Raw genomic sequence first — 17,565 nt, 5'->3', positions numbered from 1 at the left:
GGCCGGTCCGGCCGCGGGTCACCCCAGCCGCCGGTACACCGAGCGCAGCACCTGGTCCTTGGCCGGTCCGCCGACCCGCCACTCCAGCCGCCAGGTGTCCGGCCCGACGGCGGTGAAGGTCCCCTCGTACCGGTCCGCGGCGCAGGGGTGGACGGCGGTCCACCGGCCGGGCCTGAGGTCGAGGTCGTGGAAGGGCCGGCCGTCGGCGAAGTCGATCGCGGCGGTGCCGTCCGGGCGGGGCCGCCAGCGCAGCGTGCGGGACGCCGGATGCACCGTCCCGCCCCAGCTGAGCTGCCCCTCCTCGTGGTGCAGCAGCCCCTCGCCCGCCGGTCCTGGCCGGAACTCGGCGGTGCCGCGGAAGCTGCCCTCGGCGCCGGACCGCAGGTCGGACACGGTGCGCTCGATGCGCCAGCGGCCGGTGAGGTACGCCGCCACATCGGGGACGGGGTACGGCCCCGCGGCCGGCTCGTCCCGCTCCCGCTCCGGCTGCCGCTCCCGGCCCAGCTCACTGCCCATCCGCCCATTCTCCCGCCCGTCCTGACGCCTCACTCCGTCGGCCCCACCCGGCGCCGCTCCCCTCTCCCCCGGCCCCTCGCACCGTGCGGAGCCGCACCGGCCGCCTTACTCTCGGTGCAGTGATCGTCACCGAAGGTCCGCACGGCGGCGGGCCGACCGGCGGCCCGACACCGTCGGCCAGGGCACCGCGCCCACCGCGGCCGCCTCGTACGAGCCCGGAGACCGGAGGCACCACCATGCCGGAGCTGTTCATCGGCGGTCAGTGGACCGCAGCGGCCGACGGGCAGGTGCGCGAGATCCGCTGCCCGGCGGACGGCACGCTGGTCGCGACCGTGGACGAGGCCGGGCCGAAGGACGCCGCAGCGGCGGTCTCCGCGGCCCGTACGGCCTTCGACGACGGGTCCTGGCCCCGCACACCGGTGGCCGGGCGCGGCCGTCTGGTGCTGCGCGTCGCCGAGCTGCTGGAGCGCGACCGCGACGTCCTGGCCAAGGCGGAGTCGCTGGACACCGGCAAGCGGCTGGTCGAGAGCGGCTACGACATGGACGACATCGCCAACTGCTTCCGTCACTTCGGCAACCTCGGCGCGGCCGGGGGCACCGACCGGGTGGTGGACGCCGGTGCCGCGGAGATCGACAGCACGGTGCGCCACGAGCCGGTCGGCGTCTGCGCGCTGATCACTCCGTGGAACTACCCGCTGCTCCAGACCGCCTGGAAGGTCGCCCCCTGTCTGGTCGCGGGCAACACCTTCGTCCTGAAGCCCAGTGAGCTGACCCCGCACACCGCCGTCCATCTGATGCGGCTGCTGGCGGAGGCCGGGCTGCCCGCCGGCGCCGCCAACCTGGTGCTGGGCACCGGCCCGTCCGTCGGAGCGGTGCTGACCGAGGACCCGCGGGTGGACATGGTCTCGTTCACCGGCGGCCTGGTCACCGGCCGCCGCATCATGGCCGCGGCGGCGCCCACCGTGAAGAAGATCGCGCTGGAGCTGGGCGGCAAGAACCCCAACATCGTCTTCGCGGACGCCGACTTCGACACCGCGGTGGACTACGCCCTGATGGCGGTCTTCCTGCACTCCGGGCAGGTCTGCTCGGCGGGCGCCCGGCTGCTCGTCCAGGAGGAGCTGCACGACGCCTTCGTCGACGAACTGGTCTCCCGCGCCCAGCGCATCCGGCTCGGCGGGCCGCTCGACGAGTACGCCCGCACCGGCCCGCTGATCTCGGCCGCGCACCGCGCCAAGGTCGAGGCGTATGTGGCGGCCGGGCTCGACGAGGGGGCGGTCCTGCTCTGCGGCGGCGCCCCGCCCGACGACCCCTCGCTGGCGAACGGCTTCTACTACCTGCCGACCGTGCTGGACGAGTGCACCCCGGACATGTCCGTCGTCCGCGACGAGAGCTTCGGACCGGTGCTGACCGTCGAGCGCTTCCGGGACGAGGACGAGGCGGTCTCGCTCGCCAACGACACGGTGTACGGGCTGGCCGGGGCGGTGTGGACGCAGAACAGCGAACGTGCCCACCGGGTCGCCGCCCGGCTGCGCGCGGGCACGGTGTGGATCAACGACTTCCATCCCTATGTGCCGCAGGCGGAGTGGGGCGGCATGAAGCAGTCCGGCGTGGGCCGCGAGCTGGGACCCGCGGGGCTGGCCGAGTACCAGGAGGCCAAGCACATCTGGCGCAACACCGCACCACGACCCCAGAGGTGGTTCGAGTGACCGGCCCCGAGTCCCCCCGCCCCGGCACCCGGGCGGACGGATCACACGACGACGACTCGCTCGCCGAGCTCGGCTACAAGCCGGAACTCAAGCGCACCCTGGGCAACTTCCACACCTTCGCCGCCGGTATCAGCTATATCTCCATCCTCACCGGCACCTTCCAGCTCTTCTACTTCGGCATCGCCCACGGCGGCCCGGCGTACTGGTGGTCCTGGCCGATGGTCTTCGTCGGACAGCTGATGGTGGCGCTGTGCTTCTGTGAGCTGGCCGCCCGCTACCCGGTGGCCGGATCGGTCTACAACTGGGCCAAGAAGCTCGGCGGCCCGCACATCGGCTGGCTCGGCGGCTGGATGATGCTGACCGCGACCATGGTCTCGCTGTCCGCGGTGGCGCTGGCCTACCAGGTGACGCTGCCGCAGATCTCGTCGTGGTTCCAGTTCATCGGCGACGGCACCGGCAAGTCCGCGGCCGAGAACGCCGTCCTGCTCGGCACCGTACTGATCGCCTTCACCACGCTGGTCAACGCGTTCGGCGTCAAGCTCATGGCTCGGATCAACTCCGCGGGCGTGGCGATCGAGCTGATCGCCGCCATCATTCTGATCCTGCTGCTCGCGGCGCATGTCACCCGCGGCCCCGACGTCGTGACCGACACCTTCGGTCTGGGCGCGGGCGAGAACCTCGGCTACTTCGGTGCGTTCCTGACCGCGTCGCTGGCCTCTGCCTATGTCATGTACGGCTTCGACACCGCCTCGTCACTCGGCGAGGAGTCCAAGGACCCCGGCCGCAACGCCCCCCGCGCGATCCTCCGGGCGCTGATCGCGTCCTTCCTCATCGGCGGTCTGATCCTGCTGTTCGCCCTGATGTCCGTGCCCGACCTCCAGGCCGAACAGCTGAAGGTGGACGGTCTCCAGTACGTGGTGCTCTCCACGCTCGGCTCGACCATCGGGCAGATCGTGCTCTGGTGTGTGGTCATCGCGATCACCGTGTGCGAACTGGCGGTGCACACCGCCGGCATCCGCCTCGCGTTCGCGATGGCCCGGGACAACAACCTCCCGGCCGCCTCCCTGCTCGCCAAGGTCAGCCCGCGTTTCCAGACGCCGGTGCTGCCGGCCGTCATCATCGGCCTGGTGGCGATCGGCATCCTGGTCATCAACGTCAACCAGCCGCAGATCTTCTCGGTGATCACCAGCATCGCGATCATCATGATCTACCTCGCCTACCTGTCGGTCACCCTGCCGATGCTGGTCCAGCGGCTGCGGGGCAACTGGACGCCGGCCAAGGGGAAGTTCTCCCTGGGCAGGTTCGGCCTGCCGGTGAACGTCCTGGCGGTGCTCTGGGGCCTGGGCATGTCCCTCAACCTCGCCTGGCCGCGCGCCGCCGTCTACAACGCGACCGGCCCGCAGCACTGGTATCTGCGCTGGGGCGCCTTCCTGTTCATCGGCGTCGTGGCGATCGGCGGCTTCACCTACTACTGGTTCGTCCAGCGCAAGCGCACCGGCGTCCTCGCCATGCACGCCGCCGTCCACCCGGACAGCAAGACCTCCGGCGACACCGGCAACCCCACCCCCTGAACCTGGAGACGGCACGATGTCCGAAGAGGCACCTGTGGACGAGTTCGACTACGTCGTGGTCGGCGGCGGTACGGCCGGTTCCGTCGTGGCGGCCCGGCTCAGCGAGGACCCGACGGCCACCGTCTGCCTCCTGGAGGCCGGCCCCTCCGACGTCGGCGACGACAACGTGCTGCGCCTGGACCGCTGGATGGGACTGCTGGAGTCCGGCTACGACTGGGACTATCCGGTCGAGCCGCAGGAGAACGGCAACAGCTTCCTGCGGCACGCCCGCGCCAAGGTGTTGGGCGGCTGCTCCTCGCACAACTCCTGTATCGCCTTCTGGACCCCGGCCGAGGACCTCGACGAATGGGCCGCGATGGGCTGTACGGGCTGGAGCGCGGCCGACTGCTTCCCGCTCTTCCAGCGGCTGGAGAGCAACGACGGCCCCGGGGACCACCACGGCCGCACCGGCCCGGTCGTCCTGCGCAGCGTCCCGCCGGACGACCCGTGCGGGGTCGCCCTCCTGGAGGCCTGCGCGGCGGCCGGCATCCCGACCACCGCCTTCAACACCGGCCGGACCGTGATCCGGGGCGCGAACTGGTTCCAGATCAACTGCCGCCCCGACGGCACCCGTTCCTCCGCCTCGGTGTCCTACCTCCACCCGGTCATGGGCACCCGCAAGAACCTGGAGGTCCGCACCGGGCTCCAGGCCAGGCGGCTGAACTTCGACTCCGCACGGCACTGCACCGGCGTCGACTACCTCGCCCCCGACCTGATCCACACCCGCACCGTCACCGCCCGCCGCGAGACGGTCGTCTCCTGCGGCTCCATCGACACCCCGAAGCTCCTGATGCTCTCCGGCATCGGCCCGGCCACCCACCTGCGGGCCACCGGCATCGAACCGCTCGTCGACTCCCCCGGCGTCGGCGCCAACCTCCAGGACCACCCGGAGGGCGTGATCATGTGGGACGCCAAGCGGCCCATGGTCCGCTCCTCCACCCAGTGGTGGGAGATCGGCATCTTCGCCGACACCGAGCCGGGGCTGGACCGCCCGGACCTGATGTTCCACTACGGCCAGGTGCCCTTCGACATGAACACCTACCGCCGCGGCTACCCCACCTCGGAGAACGCCTTCTGCCTCACCCCGAACGTCACCCGCGCCCGCTCCCTGGGCACCGTGCGGCTGCGCACCCGCGACTTCCGCGACAAGCCCAGGGTCGACCCGCGCTACTTCACCGACGAACACGACATCCGCGTGATGACCCACGGTCTCCGGCTCGCCCGCGAGATCGTCTCCCAGCCCGCCATGGCCGCCTGGGCCGGCACCGAACTCGCCCCGGGCCCCTCCGCCCACTCCGATTCCGAACTCCTCGACTACATCCGCACCACCCACAACACCGTCTACCACCCGGCCTGCACGGTCCGGATGGGCGCCGCCGACGACCAGGCGACGCCACTCGACCCGCAGTTGCGCGTCAAGGGCGTCACGGGTCTGCGGGTGGCCGACGGTTCGGTGATGCCGTTCCTGCCGGCGGTGAACCCCTGCATCACGACGATGATGATCGGGGAGAAGTGCGCGGAGATGATGCGCGGCGGCTGACCCGCCCCGCGCACACCAAAGACCTACGAGGTGGGCTCCCTTCGCCGGCATTGTCCGGATCAGGTGCTTGGGGGTCGCCGTCCGGTCTTACGACCTTCCGGCCTCTCAGCCCGACCTTTCCTCTTGTCCCCGGCGAGAACCAGAGTTCCCTTCTCCGAGGCCAGTCCGGTCGAACTCCCTCGCTCGCCCCGTAGGCCGGTCTTCAGGATACTCCCAACCAAAGGGAATAGAACAGGCATTTTGGACATCACTTGCCCCGTTGCCCCAGAAATGCAGAAAACCCCTGCTGAGCAGGGGTTTCGCTGGTGTCCGAGGGGGGACTTGAACCCCCACGCCCGATAAAGGGCACTAGCACCTCAAGCTAGCGCGTCTGCCATTCCGCCACCCGGACTAGGTGTGATCGTCGCGGGGCGTTCCCCGCGGCGACATGGACAACAATACCAAGCTTTCGGAGTGCCCTTCACCTGCGTATCCGTCGCCCACATAACCTCGATTTATGGGCAATGAGGGACATGTCGTGCATCTTGCCGGTCCGCGCAGGCCACGTGCGCTGTCGCCGCTGCGGGAGCATCTGCGGGACACCTTCTGGTTCGCACCGTCGGCGGGGCTGCTGTGTGCGGTGCTGCTGTGGTGGGGGGCGTCGAGGCTGGACCTCGAGATCATCGCGCTGTTGCAGCGGGAGAAGGAGTACGCGGCGGTCCGGGAGCTGGTGTCGATCGCCGAGGACACCAAGACGATCGTGACCACGATCAGCTCGGCGATGATGACCTTCATCGGTGTGGTCTTCAGCATCTCGCTGGTCGCGGTGCAGATGGCCAGCGGTCAGCTCACCCCGCGGGTGGTGCGGATCTTCGTCCGGAGCCGGATCAGCAAGATCACGCTCACCGTCTTCCTGGCGACCTTCCTGTTCTCGCTGCTGGTGCTCACCTCGTACGAGAGCGAGACCAACGTCCGGCAGATCACCTCGGTGCCCGTGGTGCAGAACCTGCTGACGATGGTGCTGGTGGGGCTCAGCCTGGTGCTGTTCATCGCGTATGTGTCGGCCACGCTGCGGCTGATGCAGGTGGGGCCGGTGGTCGACCGGATCACCCGGGAGAACCTGCGGATGCTGGCCCGGCAGGGCACCGGCGGGGAGGAGCCGGAGGACGGGGGCTCCCTGGCGCCCGAGACGGTCCGCGTCGCGCACACCGGCCGGGCCGGGGTCGTGCTGGATGTGCATGTGGCGCGGCTGGTGCGGGTGGCGCGGCGGCAGGGGGTGGTGCTGCGGCTGCTGCCGCGGGTCGGGGACTTCGTGCTGCCGGGGACGCCGGTGCTGGCGGTGCACGGTGGGACGGCGCCGCCCCGGTGGGCCCTGCGGCGCACGGTGTCGGTGGGGGTCGAGCGCACCTTTCACCAGGATCTCGGCCTGGGGCTGCGGCAGTTGTCGGACATCGCGCTGCGGGCGCTGTCGCCGGCGGTGAACGATCCGACGACGGCCGTGCAGTGCCTGGACCGGATCGTGCAGATTCTCGCGGTGGTGGTGGGGCGGCCGCTCGGGGCGGTGCAGCACCGGGACCGCCGGGGTGCGGTGCGGCTGGTGCAGAACGTTCCGGCCTGGACCGATCTGGTGGACCTGGGGCTGACCGAGATCCGGGCGGCCGCGGTGCACAGTCCGCAGGTCACCCGGCGGATGCTGGCCGGGATCGACGATCTGCTGCGGCTCGCACCCAAGCCGCGGCGGGAACCGCTGGTGCGGCACCGCACCCTCCTGCTCCAGGCGGTGGAGCGTGCGGTGCCGGCGGCCCCGGACCGGCGGTTCGCCTCGTCCCCCGACCGGCAGGGGATCGGCTGAGGCAGCCGGTCCGGGCCCTGGCTACGGCATCAGGTGGTAGTCGGGGAAGTTGCCCGGCAGGCGTTCGGACGGCGGGCCCTCGGTGACCGCGCGGACGAGGAGTTCACCGCCGACGAACGCACCGCTCCAGGAGTTGCCGAAGCCGCCGAACAGCTCGTCCCGGTCGCCCCGGGAACGGGGCTTGTTATGACCGACCTTGAAGGCGCGGATCTGCGGCGCGAGGCGGTCGTAGGCCTCCTGGTCGTCGCAGGAGAGGCTGGCGACCAGGGCGCCGTTGCTGGCGTTCATGGCGGCGAGGAGTTCCGCCTCGGTGTCGACGAGGACGAGGGTGTCGACGGGGCCGAAGGGCTCGGCGTGATGCAGCGGGGAGGACGGCGGCGGGGCCAGCAGCGTCGTCGGCGGGAAGTAGGCCGAGGTGTCCTGGGAGGGCAGGAAGTGCCCGTCCGCCAGACTGCCGCGGTGCAGCGGGACCGCGCCCCGGGAGATCGCCTCGGTGGTGAGATCGGCGAGTTCCTTGGCCTTGGCGGCGTTGATCAGCGGGCCGAAGTCGAGTTCGGGCAGCGGGTCGGCGGGGTCGGCGACGGCCAGCGGGTGGCCGAAACGGACGCTGCGCACGGCGGGGAGGTAGGTGGCGAGGAAGTCGGCGAAGGCCTCGCGCTGGACGACGAAGCGGGGGTAGGCGGTGCAGCGCTGCTTGGCGTAGTCGAAGGTCTTGCGGAGGAGCGGCGTCAGGGCCTGCCAGTCGGTGAAGTTCCAGATGCCCCAGGTGTTGAGGCCCTCCTGTTCGAGGACGTGACGCTTGCCGAGGTCGGCGACCGCGGTGGCGACCCGGGCACCGGTGTCCCGGCCGCCGACGAAGGAGACGCAGCCGATCTCCGGGGAGCGGACCAGGGAGGGCGAGAGTTCACTGCCGCTGCCGCTGACGAGGGTGGCCGGGACGCCTTCCCGTACGGCCAGGGCGCAGGCGACGGTGAGACAGACCAGCCCGCCGTCGGTGGGGGTCTTGGCGATCACCGCGTTGCCGGCCAGCGCCTGCACCAGCATGGCGTGGATCAGGACGGACATCGGGTAGTTCCAGCTCGCGATGTTGCTCACCGGGCCGGGCAGCGGCGACCGGTCGACCAGCATCCGGTCGATCTCGGAGACGTACCAGCGGACCCCGTCGATGGCCCGGTCGACGTCCGCCTGTGCCAGCTTCCAGGGCTTGCCGATCTCCCAGACGAGGAGGAGGGCGAGCAGTTCGCGGTGCTCGGTCAGCGCGTCGAGAGTGGCCGAGATCCGCGCCTTGCGTTCGGTCAGCGGGACGTGGCGCCACTCCCGGTGCTGGTCGAGGGAGGCGCGTACGGCGTGCAGCGCGGCGTCCGCGTCGAGCCGGGGCGGGCCGGCGATGGGGCTGCCGTCGACGGGGCTGGTGGCGGGCAGCGGGTGACCGTCCGGATGCCAGGCGGCGCCCCAGAGGTTGAGGGCCTGGTCGTCGCGGAACGCCTCGGGGGCCGCGGCCAGGCTGCGCTGCCAGGCGTCCTGCCAGGACGTACCGGGCTTCAGGCTGAGCGTCGGGGCGGGCGCGGGGCGGGCGCTGCGCCCCGGGTCGGCGGGGGATGCGGGGGTGGTGGCCATCAGGTGTCTCCGCTCTCGGTGCACGGCCGGAGGGGCAGGGTGGTGGCGCTCGTGCGGCTCCCGGAGGAACCGTGTTACTGGACGGTAGTGGGCGCGGCGACACTGCGGGACGGTCCGGCGTCAGATATGGCGAGTGTCACTCGGCGCCCGCGGCGGGGCCAGCTGGGTGAGGCGACCGTGGGGTACGGCGGTCAAGGACGGGCCGCGCCATTCTTCGCGCGGGGCGCCGCCGGGCTCCGCGCGAGGGTGCGGCAGGGGCGCGCCCGCCGGGGCGTTTCCGTGCGTTGTGCGTTGCGCCCTGCGGCCGGCGCGCTGCCGGCCGTGCAGCGGAACGCGGGGCGCCCACGCGGGTGCTGTCGCGCGGGCGGTGCCCCGCCGTCCGTCGTGCGTACGGGGCTCAGCCCGCGGTGGGTCCGGCCGGTCGTGCCGGTTCCGCCGTCTCCTCGTGCGTACGGTCGGCGATCGCCCGGTGGTGGCGGACGACCTCGCCGATGATGAAGTTGAGGAACTTCTCGGCGAAGGCCGGGTCCAGCTTGGCGTCCTCGGCCAGCCGGCGCAGTCGCTCGATCTGCGCGGCCTCCCGGGCCGGGTCGGCGGGCGGCAGGCTGTGCCGGGCCTTGAGCTCGCCGACCTGCTGGGTGCACTTGAAGCGCTCGGCGAGCAGATGCACCAGGGCGGCGTCGAGGTTGTCGATGCTGCCGCGCAGATAGAGCAGCCGCTCCCGGGCCGCCTCGTCGGCGACGGAGGCCGCTTCGCCGCCCGCCGGTGCTGTCCCTTCGCTCATGTGCGTCTCGCCATTCGTGCTCGGTCGGGTGCCCGGTGCGGTGGGGTGCTTCGGGTACGTCCTGCGTGATCGTCTGCACATTACCCGGACGACAGCCGACGGCCCGGGCTGGTCTCGCGGATCGGAACGGGGTGATCCGGATTCGGCCACGGGGAGGGTGCCGGGCCGGCCGGACCGGAGGCGACCAGGTCAGGGGAGACCGAACGGCGGCGGAGCCGTCGAGAAGGCCGGAAGGGGTGAACAGGGCCGGGGCGCGGAGGAGTTCGGCGCGGTCCCGGTGGCGGTGGCCGGAGTCGCCGGTACGGGTGACAGCCCCTCGTCGTGCCCGTAGGGGCGGGCTGGTTCTTCGGTACGCCCGGTGGCGGAATCCCCCACAGATCCCGACACCGGGCCATACCTCGCGGGCCGCGGCGGTCGGCCGGCCCCGGATGATCCGGGCGCCTGACCCGGCCCCGGCTCAGGCACCTACCCACCCCACACCCCGCCCATCCCTCTTCCACTCCTCGATTTTCCCGAGATCCGGACCACTGCCCCGCCGTACGGACCGCGTCCGAACAGGGAAAACTCCGGCGAGAAGGTGCCCCGCCGACCGCCGTGCGCCGACCGTCCCCGGCGCACCGCCCCGCCTGCCTCGTACAGGAGAATGGGAACGCCAAGGTCACCGCGCCCCACTTCGGCCGGTGGTTCGCGGCGATCCGCATCAAGGGCCGTTGCGGCCCTCGGCACACACAGCACCGGGGCGGCGCCGGCCCGGTGCGGACGGGAATGATCAGACATGGGACGGGTCACCGAGCGACGCCGCGTCATCCGCATCCGCGACGGTGCCGTGAGCACCCGCCCGGACACCCTCGTCGCCGAGGAACCGATGGAGATCCGGCTCGGCGGCAAGCCGCTGGCGATCACCATGCGCACCCCCGGTGACGACTTCGCGCTCGCCGCCGGCTTCCTCGTCAGCGAGGGCGTCCTGGCGGAGGCCGGCGACCTGGCGAACATCGTCTACTGCGCGGGGGCCACCGAGGACGGGCAGAACACCTACAACGTCGTCGACGTCCGGCTCACTGACGGGGTCCCGGTCCCGGACATCAGCCTGGAGCGCAACGTCTACACGACCTCGTCGTGCGGGCTGTGCGGCAAGGCCAGTCTGGACGCGGTGCGCACCACCGCCCGCTGGTCCCTGGACACCTCCCCTGGCACTCCGGTCCGGATCGGACCGGAGGTGCTCAGCGCCCTCCCCGACCGACTGCGGGCCGCCCAGCGGGTGTTCGAGCGGACGGGCGGCCTGCATGCCGCGGCGCTGTTCACGACGGACGGCGAACTGCTCGACGTCCGGGAGGACGTGGGGCGGCACAACGCCGTCGACAAGATCGTCGGACGGGCGCTGCAGCAGGGGCGGCTGCCGCTGTCCTCCTGTGTGCTGATGGTCTCCGGCCGGGCGTCGTTCGAGCTGGCGCAGAAGGCGGTGATGGCGGGCATCCCCGTGCTGGCCGCGGTGTCGGCGCCGTCCTCGCTCGCCGTCGATCTGGCCGTCGAGACCGGACTGACCCTGGTCGGTTTTCTGCGCGGCAGCTCCATGAACGTGTACGCGGGTGAGCACCGGCTCGCCCTGGACGACACGGCGGCCGCCACCGGCTGAGGCGGCGGCCCGCGCACCGGCCGGCCGCGTCACTCCGCCGGCCGCGCGATCCGGGTCAGCAGGTCGATCAACTGCGCGCGTTCGGCCGGGGTCAGGGCCGCGGTCAGCTCCGCGTTGGCCTCGTCGCCGAGCCGCTGGGTGCGGCGCAGCCGCCGCCGGCCGTCGGCGGAGATCTCGACGGCGTTCTTGCGCCGGTCGCCGGGGTCGGGGGTGCGGGTCACGAGTCCGTCCCGCTGGAGGTCGTTGACGACCGCGACCATGTCCTTGGGGTCGATGGCCAGCGTCCGGCCGAGTTCCGCCTGCGAGACCGGGCCGAGTTCGGCGACCGCCGCGAGCACGGCGTGATGCGTCATCCGCAGGCCTTCGGCGGCGAGGGCCTCGGCGACCAGGCGGTGTCCACGGGCGGCGGCGCGGCCCAGCAGCCAGCTGGGGAGCGCGCGGATACGGCTGGGGGCGTACGGGGTGTCGGCCATGCGGTCACGGTATCGAGAAATCCATTGGCGCACCCAACGAAAAATCGTTGGTGGCGCCAATGAAGTCTGGCTATCGTTGGGAAGCCCAATGAAATCCGGCCGACGCCCGCCGGCCCTCGAACCCCGGAGGTGCCCGCCCATGCGCCGTGTCCGATTCCATACCTACGGCGGTCCCGAGGTGCTGCGCGTCGAAGAGGACGCGGCGGCTCCGGTGCCCGGTCCGGGGGAACTCCTCGTCCGTACGGAGGCGATCGGCGTCACCCTGCCGTGCGTCCGGCGGGTGCGGGGCGACGGCAAGGGCGGTGGCGATCCGCTGCCCGGGGCGCCCGGCGGCGAGATCGCCGGTACGGTCGTCGCGCTCGGCCCGGACGTCACCGGCTTCGCCCTCGGTGACCGCGTCACCTCCCTCACCCTCACCGGCTCCTACAGCGAACTCGCCCTCGCGCCCGCCTTCCTGGCGAGCCCGGTCCCGGACGGGGCGGGCGCGGTGGCGGCGGTGGCGCTGGTGCGCAGCGGGCAGGTCGCGCTCGCCGCGCTCAGTACCGCCGCACCGCGGGACGGCGAATCCGTGCTGATCACCGGCGCGGCCAGCGGCACCGGGCATCTCGCCGTCCAACTGGCCAAGCTCCAGGGGGTGCCGCGGGTGGTGGCCGCCGTCAGCTCGGCTGCCAAGGCGGAGTTCCTCCGTGAGCTGGGGGCCGACGAGGTGGTGACCTACGACCAGGAGTCCTGGGGCGCGCCGGCCGATATCGTCCTGGACGGTGTCGGCGGCGATCTGCTGCCCCGCGCGCTGGCCGCGCTGGCCCCCGGCGGGCGACTGGTCTTCTTCAACTCGGGCGGCGGCACGGTTCCGGCGTATGAGCTGCTGGCGGGCGCCAAGACCATCACCGGGCTGACGATGCGCCACTTCTCCACCGTCCACCGGGAGCTGTACGAGGAGCACCGCACCCGGCTGTGGGAGCTGGCCGGCGCCGGCCGACTGCGGGCGGCCGTCCATGCCGAACTGCCGCTGGCGGAGGCCGCGAAGGCCCACGAGATCATCGAGGCCAGGGCCAACCTCGGCAAGGTGGTGCTGCGGCCGTGAGGCCGGGCGGGCCGGTACGGAACATCCGGTGCACCCGGCGCATCCAGCCCTCCCGGCCCCGGCGGCGCATCCGCCGCATCTGCCGCACCCGGCGCAGTTCCTGCGGGCCGGGAGAGTGAATTCCGGGTGCGGCACGGAGAAGCGCCGCACGCTCCTTGTCGCGGTCCGCGCACGGCAGTAGCTTCCGTCGCGATGCACATAGGACGTGGGATGTCCTGATGACCCGACGCCGATGCCTCGAAGGGCAGGCCGGACCATGACGTCAGTTCTCCGCGCACACCCCAGCCCCCGCGGCAGACCCCGGCGCCGCCGCGCCGTGGCCCTGCTCGCCGCGCTGACCGCCACCGCCCTCGCCCTCCTCCCGACCGTCCCCACCCAGGCCGCGCCGCACGGTGCGCCGGGAACCGCCGCCCCCGTAGGCGGATTCGAGCAGCAGGTCCTCTTCAAGGCGTCCCAGGAGCAGGGCTACCACTGCTTCCGTATACCGGCCGTCGTGCGGTCCACCCACGGCACCCTGCTCGCGTTCGCCGAGGGCCGGCGGCACGACTGCGGCGACGCGGGCGATATCGACCTCGTCCTCAAGCGCTCCGCCGACGGCGGCCGGACCTGGGGCCCGCTCCAGGTCATCAACCGCGGCGGCGGCGACACCCATGGCAACCCGGCGCCCGTCGTGGACCGCCGTACCGGCCGGATCGTCCTCGCCGAGACCTACAACAAGGGCCGCACCGACGGCCTCAGCTGCGACGTCCCCTGTGACCGCACCCCGCACCTCCAGTACAGCGACGACGACGGCGCGACCTGGTCCCCGCCCCGGGACCTGACCGCGAGCATCCGCCCCCCGCGGTGGAACTCCTGGTACGCCACCGGTCCGGTGCACGGCATCCAGCTCACCCACGGACGGCACGCGGGCCGGCTGCTGTTCAGCATGAACGCCGAGAGCTACGCGGAGGGACGGGTCACCGCGAACCACGCCGCGCTGGTCCACAGCGACGACGGCGGCACCACCTGGAAGGTCGGCGCGCTGGACAGCTGGCCGGTCGCCGCCGACGGGACGTTCCGTCAGAAGCCCTCGGAGATGACCCTCCTGGAACGCTCCGACGGCTCGGTCTACGTCAACGGCCGCGAACAGGACGGCACCGATCTGGGCCACCGCACCGCGGCGGTCAGCCGCGACGGCGGCGGCTCCTTCGCCGCACCGTTCCGCGCCCTCCCCGGCCTCTACACCCCGATGGTGCAGGGCTCGGCGCTGCGTCTGCCGGGCTCGCGCACCGGCCGCACGCTGTTCGCGGCGCCCGCCGACCCCGACCGGCGCCGGACCATGACCCTCCGCTCCTCCTACGACGAGGGCCGCACCTGGGAGGGCGTCGACCGGGGCGCCCGGGTCGCCACCGACTGGTCCGGCTACTCCGACCTGGTCGCCGTCTCCCGTGAGGTCACCGGCCTGATGTACGAGGGCGGTGCGGCCGACGCCCGGGACGAGATCCGCTTCGCCCGCTTCACCGAGGACTGGCTCGGTCCGCGGCGCGCCCCGGACCCGACGACCCGCGACACCGCCCCCGGTGCCCGGCCCGCGCTCGTCCTGGGCGGCGCCCGTGGCACCGGCGGCCGCTTCGGGCAGGCCCTGTCCTTCGACGGCGCCGACGACGCGGTCCGCCTGCCCTTCCGCGGCTCGCTCCCCCTGGGCGGCGACGACTTCACCTGCAGCCTGTGGTTCCGCTCGGAGGCCACCACCGGCGAACAGCCGCTGCTGTGGATGGGCGGGGTGGGCACCCGCTCCCCGCAGATCTCGGTCGCGGGCGACCCCGCCCACCACCGGGTCGTCGCCCGCCGCACGGCCGTCGACGGCGCCCGGCCGGCCGCCACCGCCCAGGCGGTGACCAACGCCGCCCACAACGACGGTGGTTGGCACCATCTCGCGCTGCGCCGTAGTGGCGGCCGGCTGCTGCTCACCGTGGACGGGGGCGAGACCACCGTGGCCCCCGACGTCCCGGGGTCGGCCAGCCGTGGCTCGGTCTTCGGCGTCCACCTCGGCCAGAAGCCGGACAGCCGCGCCCAGTTCACCGGCGCGCTGGACGAGGTACGCGTCTACCGGCGGGCGCTGACCGACGCCGAGCTGTCCCGCGTACGCACCGACAACGCCCCGGTGAACGGCCCGCTGGTCCTGGGGCTGTCGCTGGACCGGGTGCGCGGGGGCGCCAGGAACTGAGCGGCACGACGGACGACGCCCTCGGCCCGCCCGGCGCGTTCGCGTCCGGGCGGGCCGAGGGCGTCTTGCGGGCGGGGCGGTCCGCGACGCCCGGCTGGGCTGGGCTGGGCTGGGCTGGGCGCACACAACTCCCCCGTACGGGACGGGAGTGCGTCAGCCGAACCGCGAGGCTCCGCTAACGCCGCTGCCCGCCCGCCACCGCGTCCGCGTCCCCCGCGGCCTCCGCCGGCCCGGCACTTCCCGCAGCGGCGCCCGCCACCGCCGGCTCCGGGGCCGCGGAGGCCGCGAGGCGCTTGGCGAGGACCGCGCACACCATCAACTGCATCTGGTGGAACAGCATCAGCGGCAGCGCCGCGAGCCCGGCCTGCGCGCCGAAGAGGACACTGGCCATCGGCAGACCGGACGCCAGGCTCTTCTTGGAGCCGGCGAAGGTGATCGCGATCCGGTCCGCCCGCCGGAAGCCGAGCTTGCGCGAGCCGTACCAGGTGGCGGACAGCATCACCGCGAGCAGCACGGCCTCCACCCCCAGCAGGCACAGCAGCCGCAGCGCCGAGACCTGGTGCCAGATGCCCTGGACCATGCCGGCGCTGAAGGCGGCGTAGACGACCAGCAGGATCGAGCCACGGTCCACGTAACCGAGGGCCTTCTTGTGCCGGGTGAGCCAGTTCCCGACCCAGCGGCGCAGCAACTGCCCGGCGAGGAACGGCAGCAGCAGCTGACAGACGATCGAGACCAGTGCCCCGGCGGAGAACCCCCCGCCGTCCCCGTGCAGGACCAGGCCCGCCAGCAGCGGGGTGACGACGATGCCGACGAGGCTGGAGAACGAGCCGGCGCAGATCGCCGCCGCGACATTGCCCCGGGCGACGGAGGTGAAGGCGATCGAGGACTGGACCGTGGACGGCACCAGGCACAGGAACAGCAGCCCGGTGTAGAGGGCGGGCGGCAGGATCTGCGGTACCAGGACGCGGGCGGCCAGGCCGAGCACCGGGAAGACGAGGAAGGTGCAGGCCAGGACGGTGAGATGGAGCCGCCAGTGGCGCAGTCCGTCCAGCGCCTCGCGGGTGGAGAGCCGGGCGCCGTAGAGGAAGAAGAGCAGCGCGACGGCTCCGGTGGAGGCTCCCTCGGCGGCGGTGGCGGCCACGCCGCCGGCGGGCAGCAGCGCGGCCAGCGCGACGGTGCCCACCAGCGCCAGGATGTAGCCGTCGACGGGCAGCCGGGACAGGGAACGGGGCAGGGGCGGGCGGCGCATGGTCTCTCTTCGGTCGTACGGCGGCTCGGGGCACGGGGCCTGAACGGATTCCCCCAGCCTGCCGTGACCTGCACCGATCGGGAACCCCGCTTACCGTGGTCACTGTTATCGCACTGCACGATGAGCCCCGACCGAGAGACACCGTCCGATGAGCGCCCCGCGGCAGGCTTCCCGAAGCCCCGCCCGGGGAGACGGCCGGCGGCGCGGCCAAGAACGGAGAGCCCGTGTTCGACCCCGCCCAGTTGCGCACCTTTCTCGCCGTGGCGCAGACGCTGAGCTTCACCCAGGCCGCGCACCGGCTCGGGCTGCGGCAGTCCACGGTGAGCCAGCACGTACGGAAGCTGGAGGAGGCCGCCGGGCGCCGGCTGTTCGCCCGGGACACCCATGGCGTGGCACTGACCGAGGACGGCGAGGCGATGCTCGGCTTCGCCCGCACGATCCTGGAGGCGAACGAGCGCGCCACGAGCTTCTTCGCGGGCACCCGGCTGCGCGGCAGGCTCCTCTTCGGCGCCTCCGAGGACTTCGTGCTGACCCGGCTGCCGGAGGTTTTGGAGGAGTTCCGGCGGGACCACCCCGAGGTCGATCTGGAGCTGACCGTCGAGCTGTCGGGGACGCTGCACGAGCTGCTGGCGGCCGGCCGGCTGGATCTGGTGCTGGCCAAAAGGCGCCCGGAGGACTCACGCGGACGGCTGGTGTGGCGCGACCGGCTGGTGTGGGTGGGGGCCGAGCGGCTGCGCCTCGATCCGCAGCGCCCGGTGCCGCTGGTCGTCTACCCGCCGCCCGCGCTGACCCGGGCCCGGGCGCTGGAGGCGCTGGAGCGCGCGGGGCGGGAGTGGCGGATCGCCTGCACCAGCGGAAGCCTCAACGGACTGATTGCCGCAACTCGGGCGAGCCTGGGCGTAATGGCTCATACGAAGGGCATGATCCCGCCAGGTCTGGTTCATATTCAGCCACGTGCTGGACTTCCGGAACTGGGCGGCGTGGACTTCGTTCTTCTGTACGGACAGCGCGACCGCGCGGCGCGGGGCCCGGCGGTGGCCCTGGCGGACGCGATCCTCGCGGGCGGCGACCGCCTGCAGCTGCCCTGACCGTCGGCAGGGCGCGGCGCGGACCGGCCGACCCGCTGTCACGTGCAGAGATTTGGTGCAGATATGGTCCCGGCGCCGTGATCGTCCGGCGTTGAACCAGCTGGCGCGTGTACCCGCTTCTCCCGAGTCACCCGTTTTCTCCCGTTGGCCAGTTCCTGTGCGGCCGCGTTCGCCACGTGGTACGACCCTGCCGGATGCCGTCACGGTGGGGTACGGTCGCGGCCTTGT

At 72.5% G+C, this 17,565-nt stretch carries 13 protein-coding genes and 1 tRNA gene; 8 read left to right on the top strand and 6 right to left on the bottom strand.

Going from position 1 to position 17,565, the window contains the following annotated elements; genetic code table 11:
* Positions 1–18: 18 nt before the first annotated feature.
* Positions 19–516: a DUF6314 family protein gene (locus ACWC9R_RS08165; RefSeq protein ID WP_450729551.1), complete on the bottom strand. Its 498-nt coding sequence runs from the start codon at positions 514–516 to the stop codon at positions 19–21.
* A gap of 236 nt (positions 517–752) precedes the next feature.
* On the opposite strand from ACWC9R_RS08165, the gene ACWC9R_RS08160 reads away from it, so the two are divergent.
* Genes ACWC9R_RS08160 through ACWC9R_RS08150 form a run of 3 tightly spaced genes read left to right on the top strand, consistent with a single transcriptional unit; the run spans position 753 to position 5,372 of the window.
* Complete coding sequence (locus tag ACWC9R_RS08160) at positions 753–2,222, top strand: aldehyde dehydrogenase family protein (protein ID WP_450729550.1); 1,470 nt, start codon at positions 753–755, stop codon at positions 2,220–2,222.
* Complete coding sequence (locus ACWC9R_RS08155) at positions 2,210–3,793, top strand: APC family permease (protein WP_450729549.1); 1,584 nt, start codon at positions 2,210–2,212, stop codon at positions 3,791–3,793. Before ACWC9R_RS08160 ends, ACWC9R_RS08155 begins: the two co-directional genes overlap by 13 nt.
* Before the next feature lie 16 nt (positions 3,794–3,809).
* Positions 3,810–5,372 (top strand): GMC family oxidoreductase, encoded by a 1,563-nt coding sequence (locus ACWC9R_RS08150; protein ID WP_450729548.1) that lies wholly within the window; start codon positions 3,810–3,812, stop codon positions 5,370–5,372.
* 303 nt (positions 5,373–5,675) lie between these two features.
* Here the strand turns inward: ACWC9R_RS08150 and ACWC9R_RS08145 are convergent.
* A tRNA-Leu gene (locus ACWC9R_RS08145) sits at positions 5,676–5,763 on the bottom strand.
* A gap of 105 nt (positions 5,764–5,868) precedes the next feature.
* On the opposite strand from ACWC9R_RS08145, the gene ACWC9R_RS08140 reads away from it, so the two are divergent.
* Entirely contained in the window at positions 5,869–7,203 is a 1,335-nt protein-coding gene (locus ACWC9R_RS08140) for a DUF2254 domain-containing protein (protein WP_450729547.1), read from the top strand.
* A gap of 21 nt (positions 7,204–7,224) precedes the next feature.
* Here ACWC9R_RS08140 and ACWC9R_RS08135 read toward each other — a convergent pair whose 3' ends face one another.
* Both ACWC9R_RS08135 and ACWC9R_RS08130 read right to left on the bottom strand, forming a co-directional pair.
* Positions 7,225–8,820: an aldehyde dehydrogenase family protein gene (locus tag ACWC9R_RS08135; RefSeq protein ID WP_450729546.1), complete on the bottom strand. Its 1,596-nt coding sequence runs from the start codon at positions 8,818–8,820 to the stop codon at positions 7,225–7,227.
* A 397-nt stretch (positions 8,821–9,217) separates the two neighbouring features.
* Positions 9,218–9,604: a chorismate mutase gene (locus ACWC9R_RS08130; RefSeq protein ID WP_362601099.1), complete on the bottom strand. Its 387-nt coding sequence runs from the start codon at positions 9,602–9,604 to the stop codon at positions 9,218–9,220.
* Positions 9,605–10,379: 775 nt separating this feature from the next.
* Between ACWC9R_RS08130 and fdhD the strand changes: the two genes are divergently transcribed.
* On the top strand, positions 10,380–11,237 hold the full coding sequence (fdhD, locus tag ACWC9R_RS08125) for a formate dehydrogenase accessory sulfurtransferase FdhD (protein ID WP_450729545.1): 858 nt from the start codon (positions 10,380–10,382) through the stop codon (positions 11,235–11,237).
* 29 nt (positions 11,238–11,266) lie between these two features.
* Here fdhD and ACWC9R_RS08120 read toward each other — a convergent pair whose 3' ends face one another.
* Positions 11,267–11,710 carry a MarR family winged helix-turn-helix transcriptional regulator gene (locus ACWC9R_RS08120; RefSeq protein ID WP_450729544.1) on the bottom strand — a complete coding sequence of 148 codons (444 nt, stop codon included), beginning with the start codon at positions 11,708–11,710 and terminating at the stop codon, positions 11,267–11,269.
* Positions 11,711–11,849: 139 nt separating this feature from the next.
* Here ACWC9R_RS08120 and ACWC9R_RS08115 point away from each other — a divergent pair, with 139 nt between their 5' ends.
* Complete coding sequence (locus ACWC9R_RS08115; protein ID WP_450729543.1) at positions 11,850–12,794, top strand: quinone oxidoreductase family protein; 945 nt, start codon at positions 11,850–11,852, stop codon at positions 12,792–12,794.
* Between the two features lie 256 nt (positions 12,795–13,050).
* Positions 13,051–15,000: an exo-alpha-sialidase gene (locus ACWC9R_RS08110; RefSeq protein ID WP_450729542.1), complete on the top strand. Its 1,950-nt coding sequence runs from the start codon at positions 13,051–13,053 to the stop codon at positions 14,998–15,000.
* Positions 15,001–15,175: 175 nt separating this feature from the next.
* Here ACWC9R_RS08110 and ACWC9R_RS08105 read toward each other — a convergent pair whose 3' ends face one another.
* Entirely contained in the window at positions 15,176–16,249 is a 1,074-nt protein-coding gene (locus tag ACWC9R_RS08105; protein ID WP_450729541.1) for a bile acid:sodium symporter family protein, read from the bottom strand.
* A gap of 224 nt (positions 16,250–16,473) precedes the next feature.
* Here ACWC9R_RS08105 and ACWC9R_RS08100 point away from each other — a divergent pair, with 224 nt between their 5' ends.
* Positions 16,474–17,337, top strand: coding sequence for a LysR family transcriptional regulator (locus ACWC9R_RS08100; protein ID WP_450729540.1), 864 nt, complete (start codon positions 16,474–16,476; stop codon positions 17,335–17,337).
* Positions 17,338–17,565: the final 228 nt, after the last annotated feature.

The sequence above is a fragment of the Streptomyces sp. NPDC001219 genome (assembly GCF_053597915.1).
The sequence above is the reverse complement of the archived record's forward strand: the minus strand, read 5'-3'. Positions and strand labels throughout refer to the sequence as shown.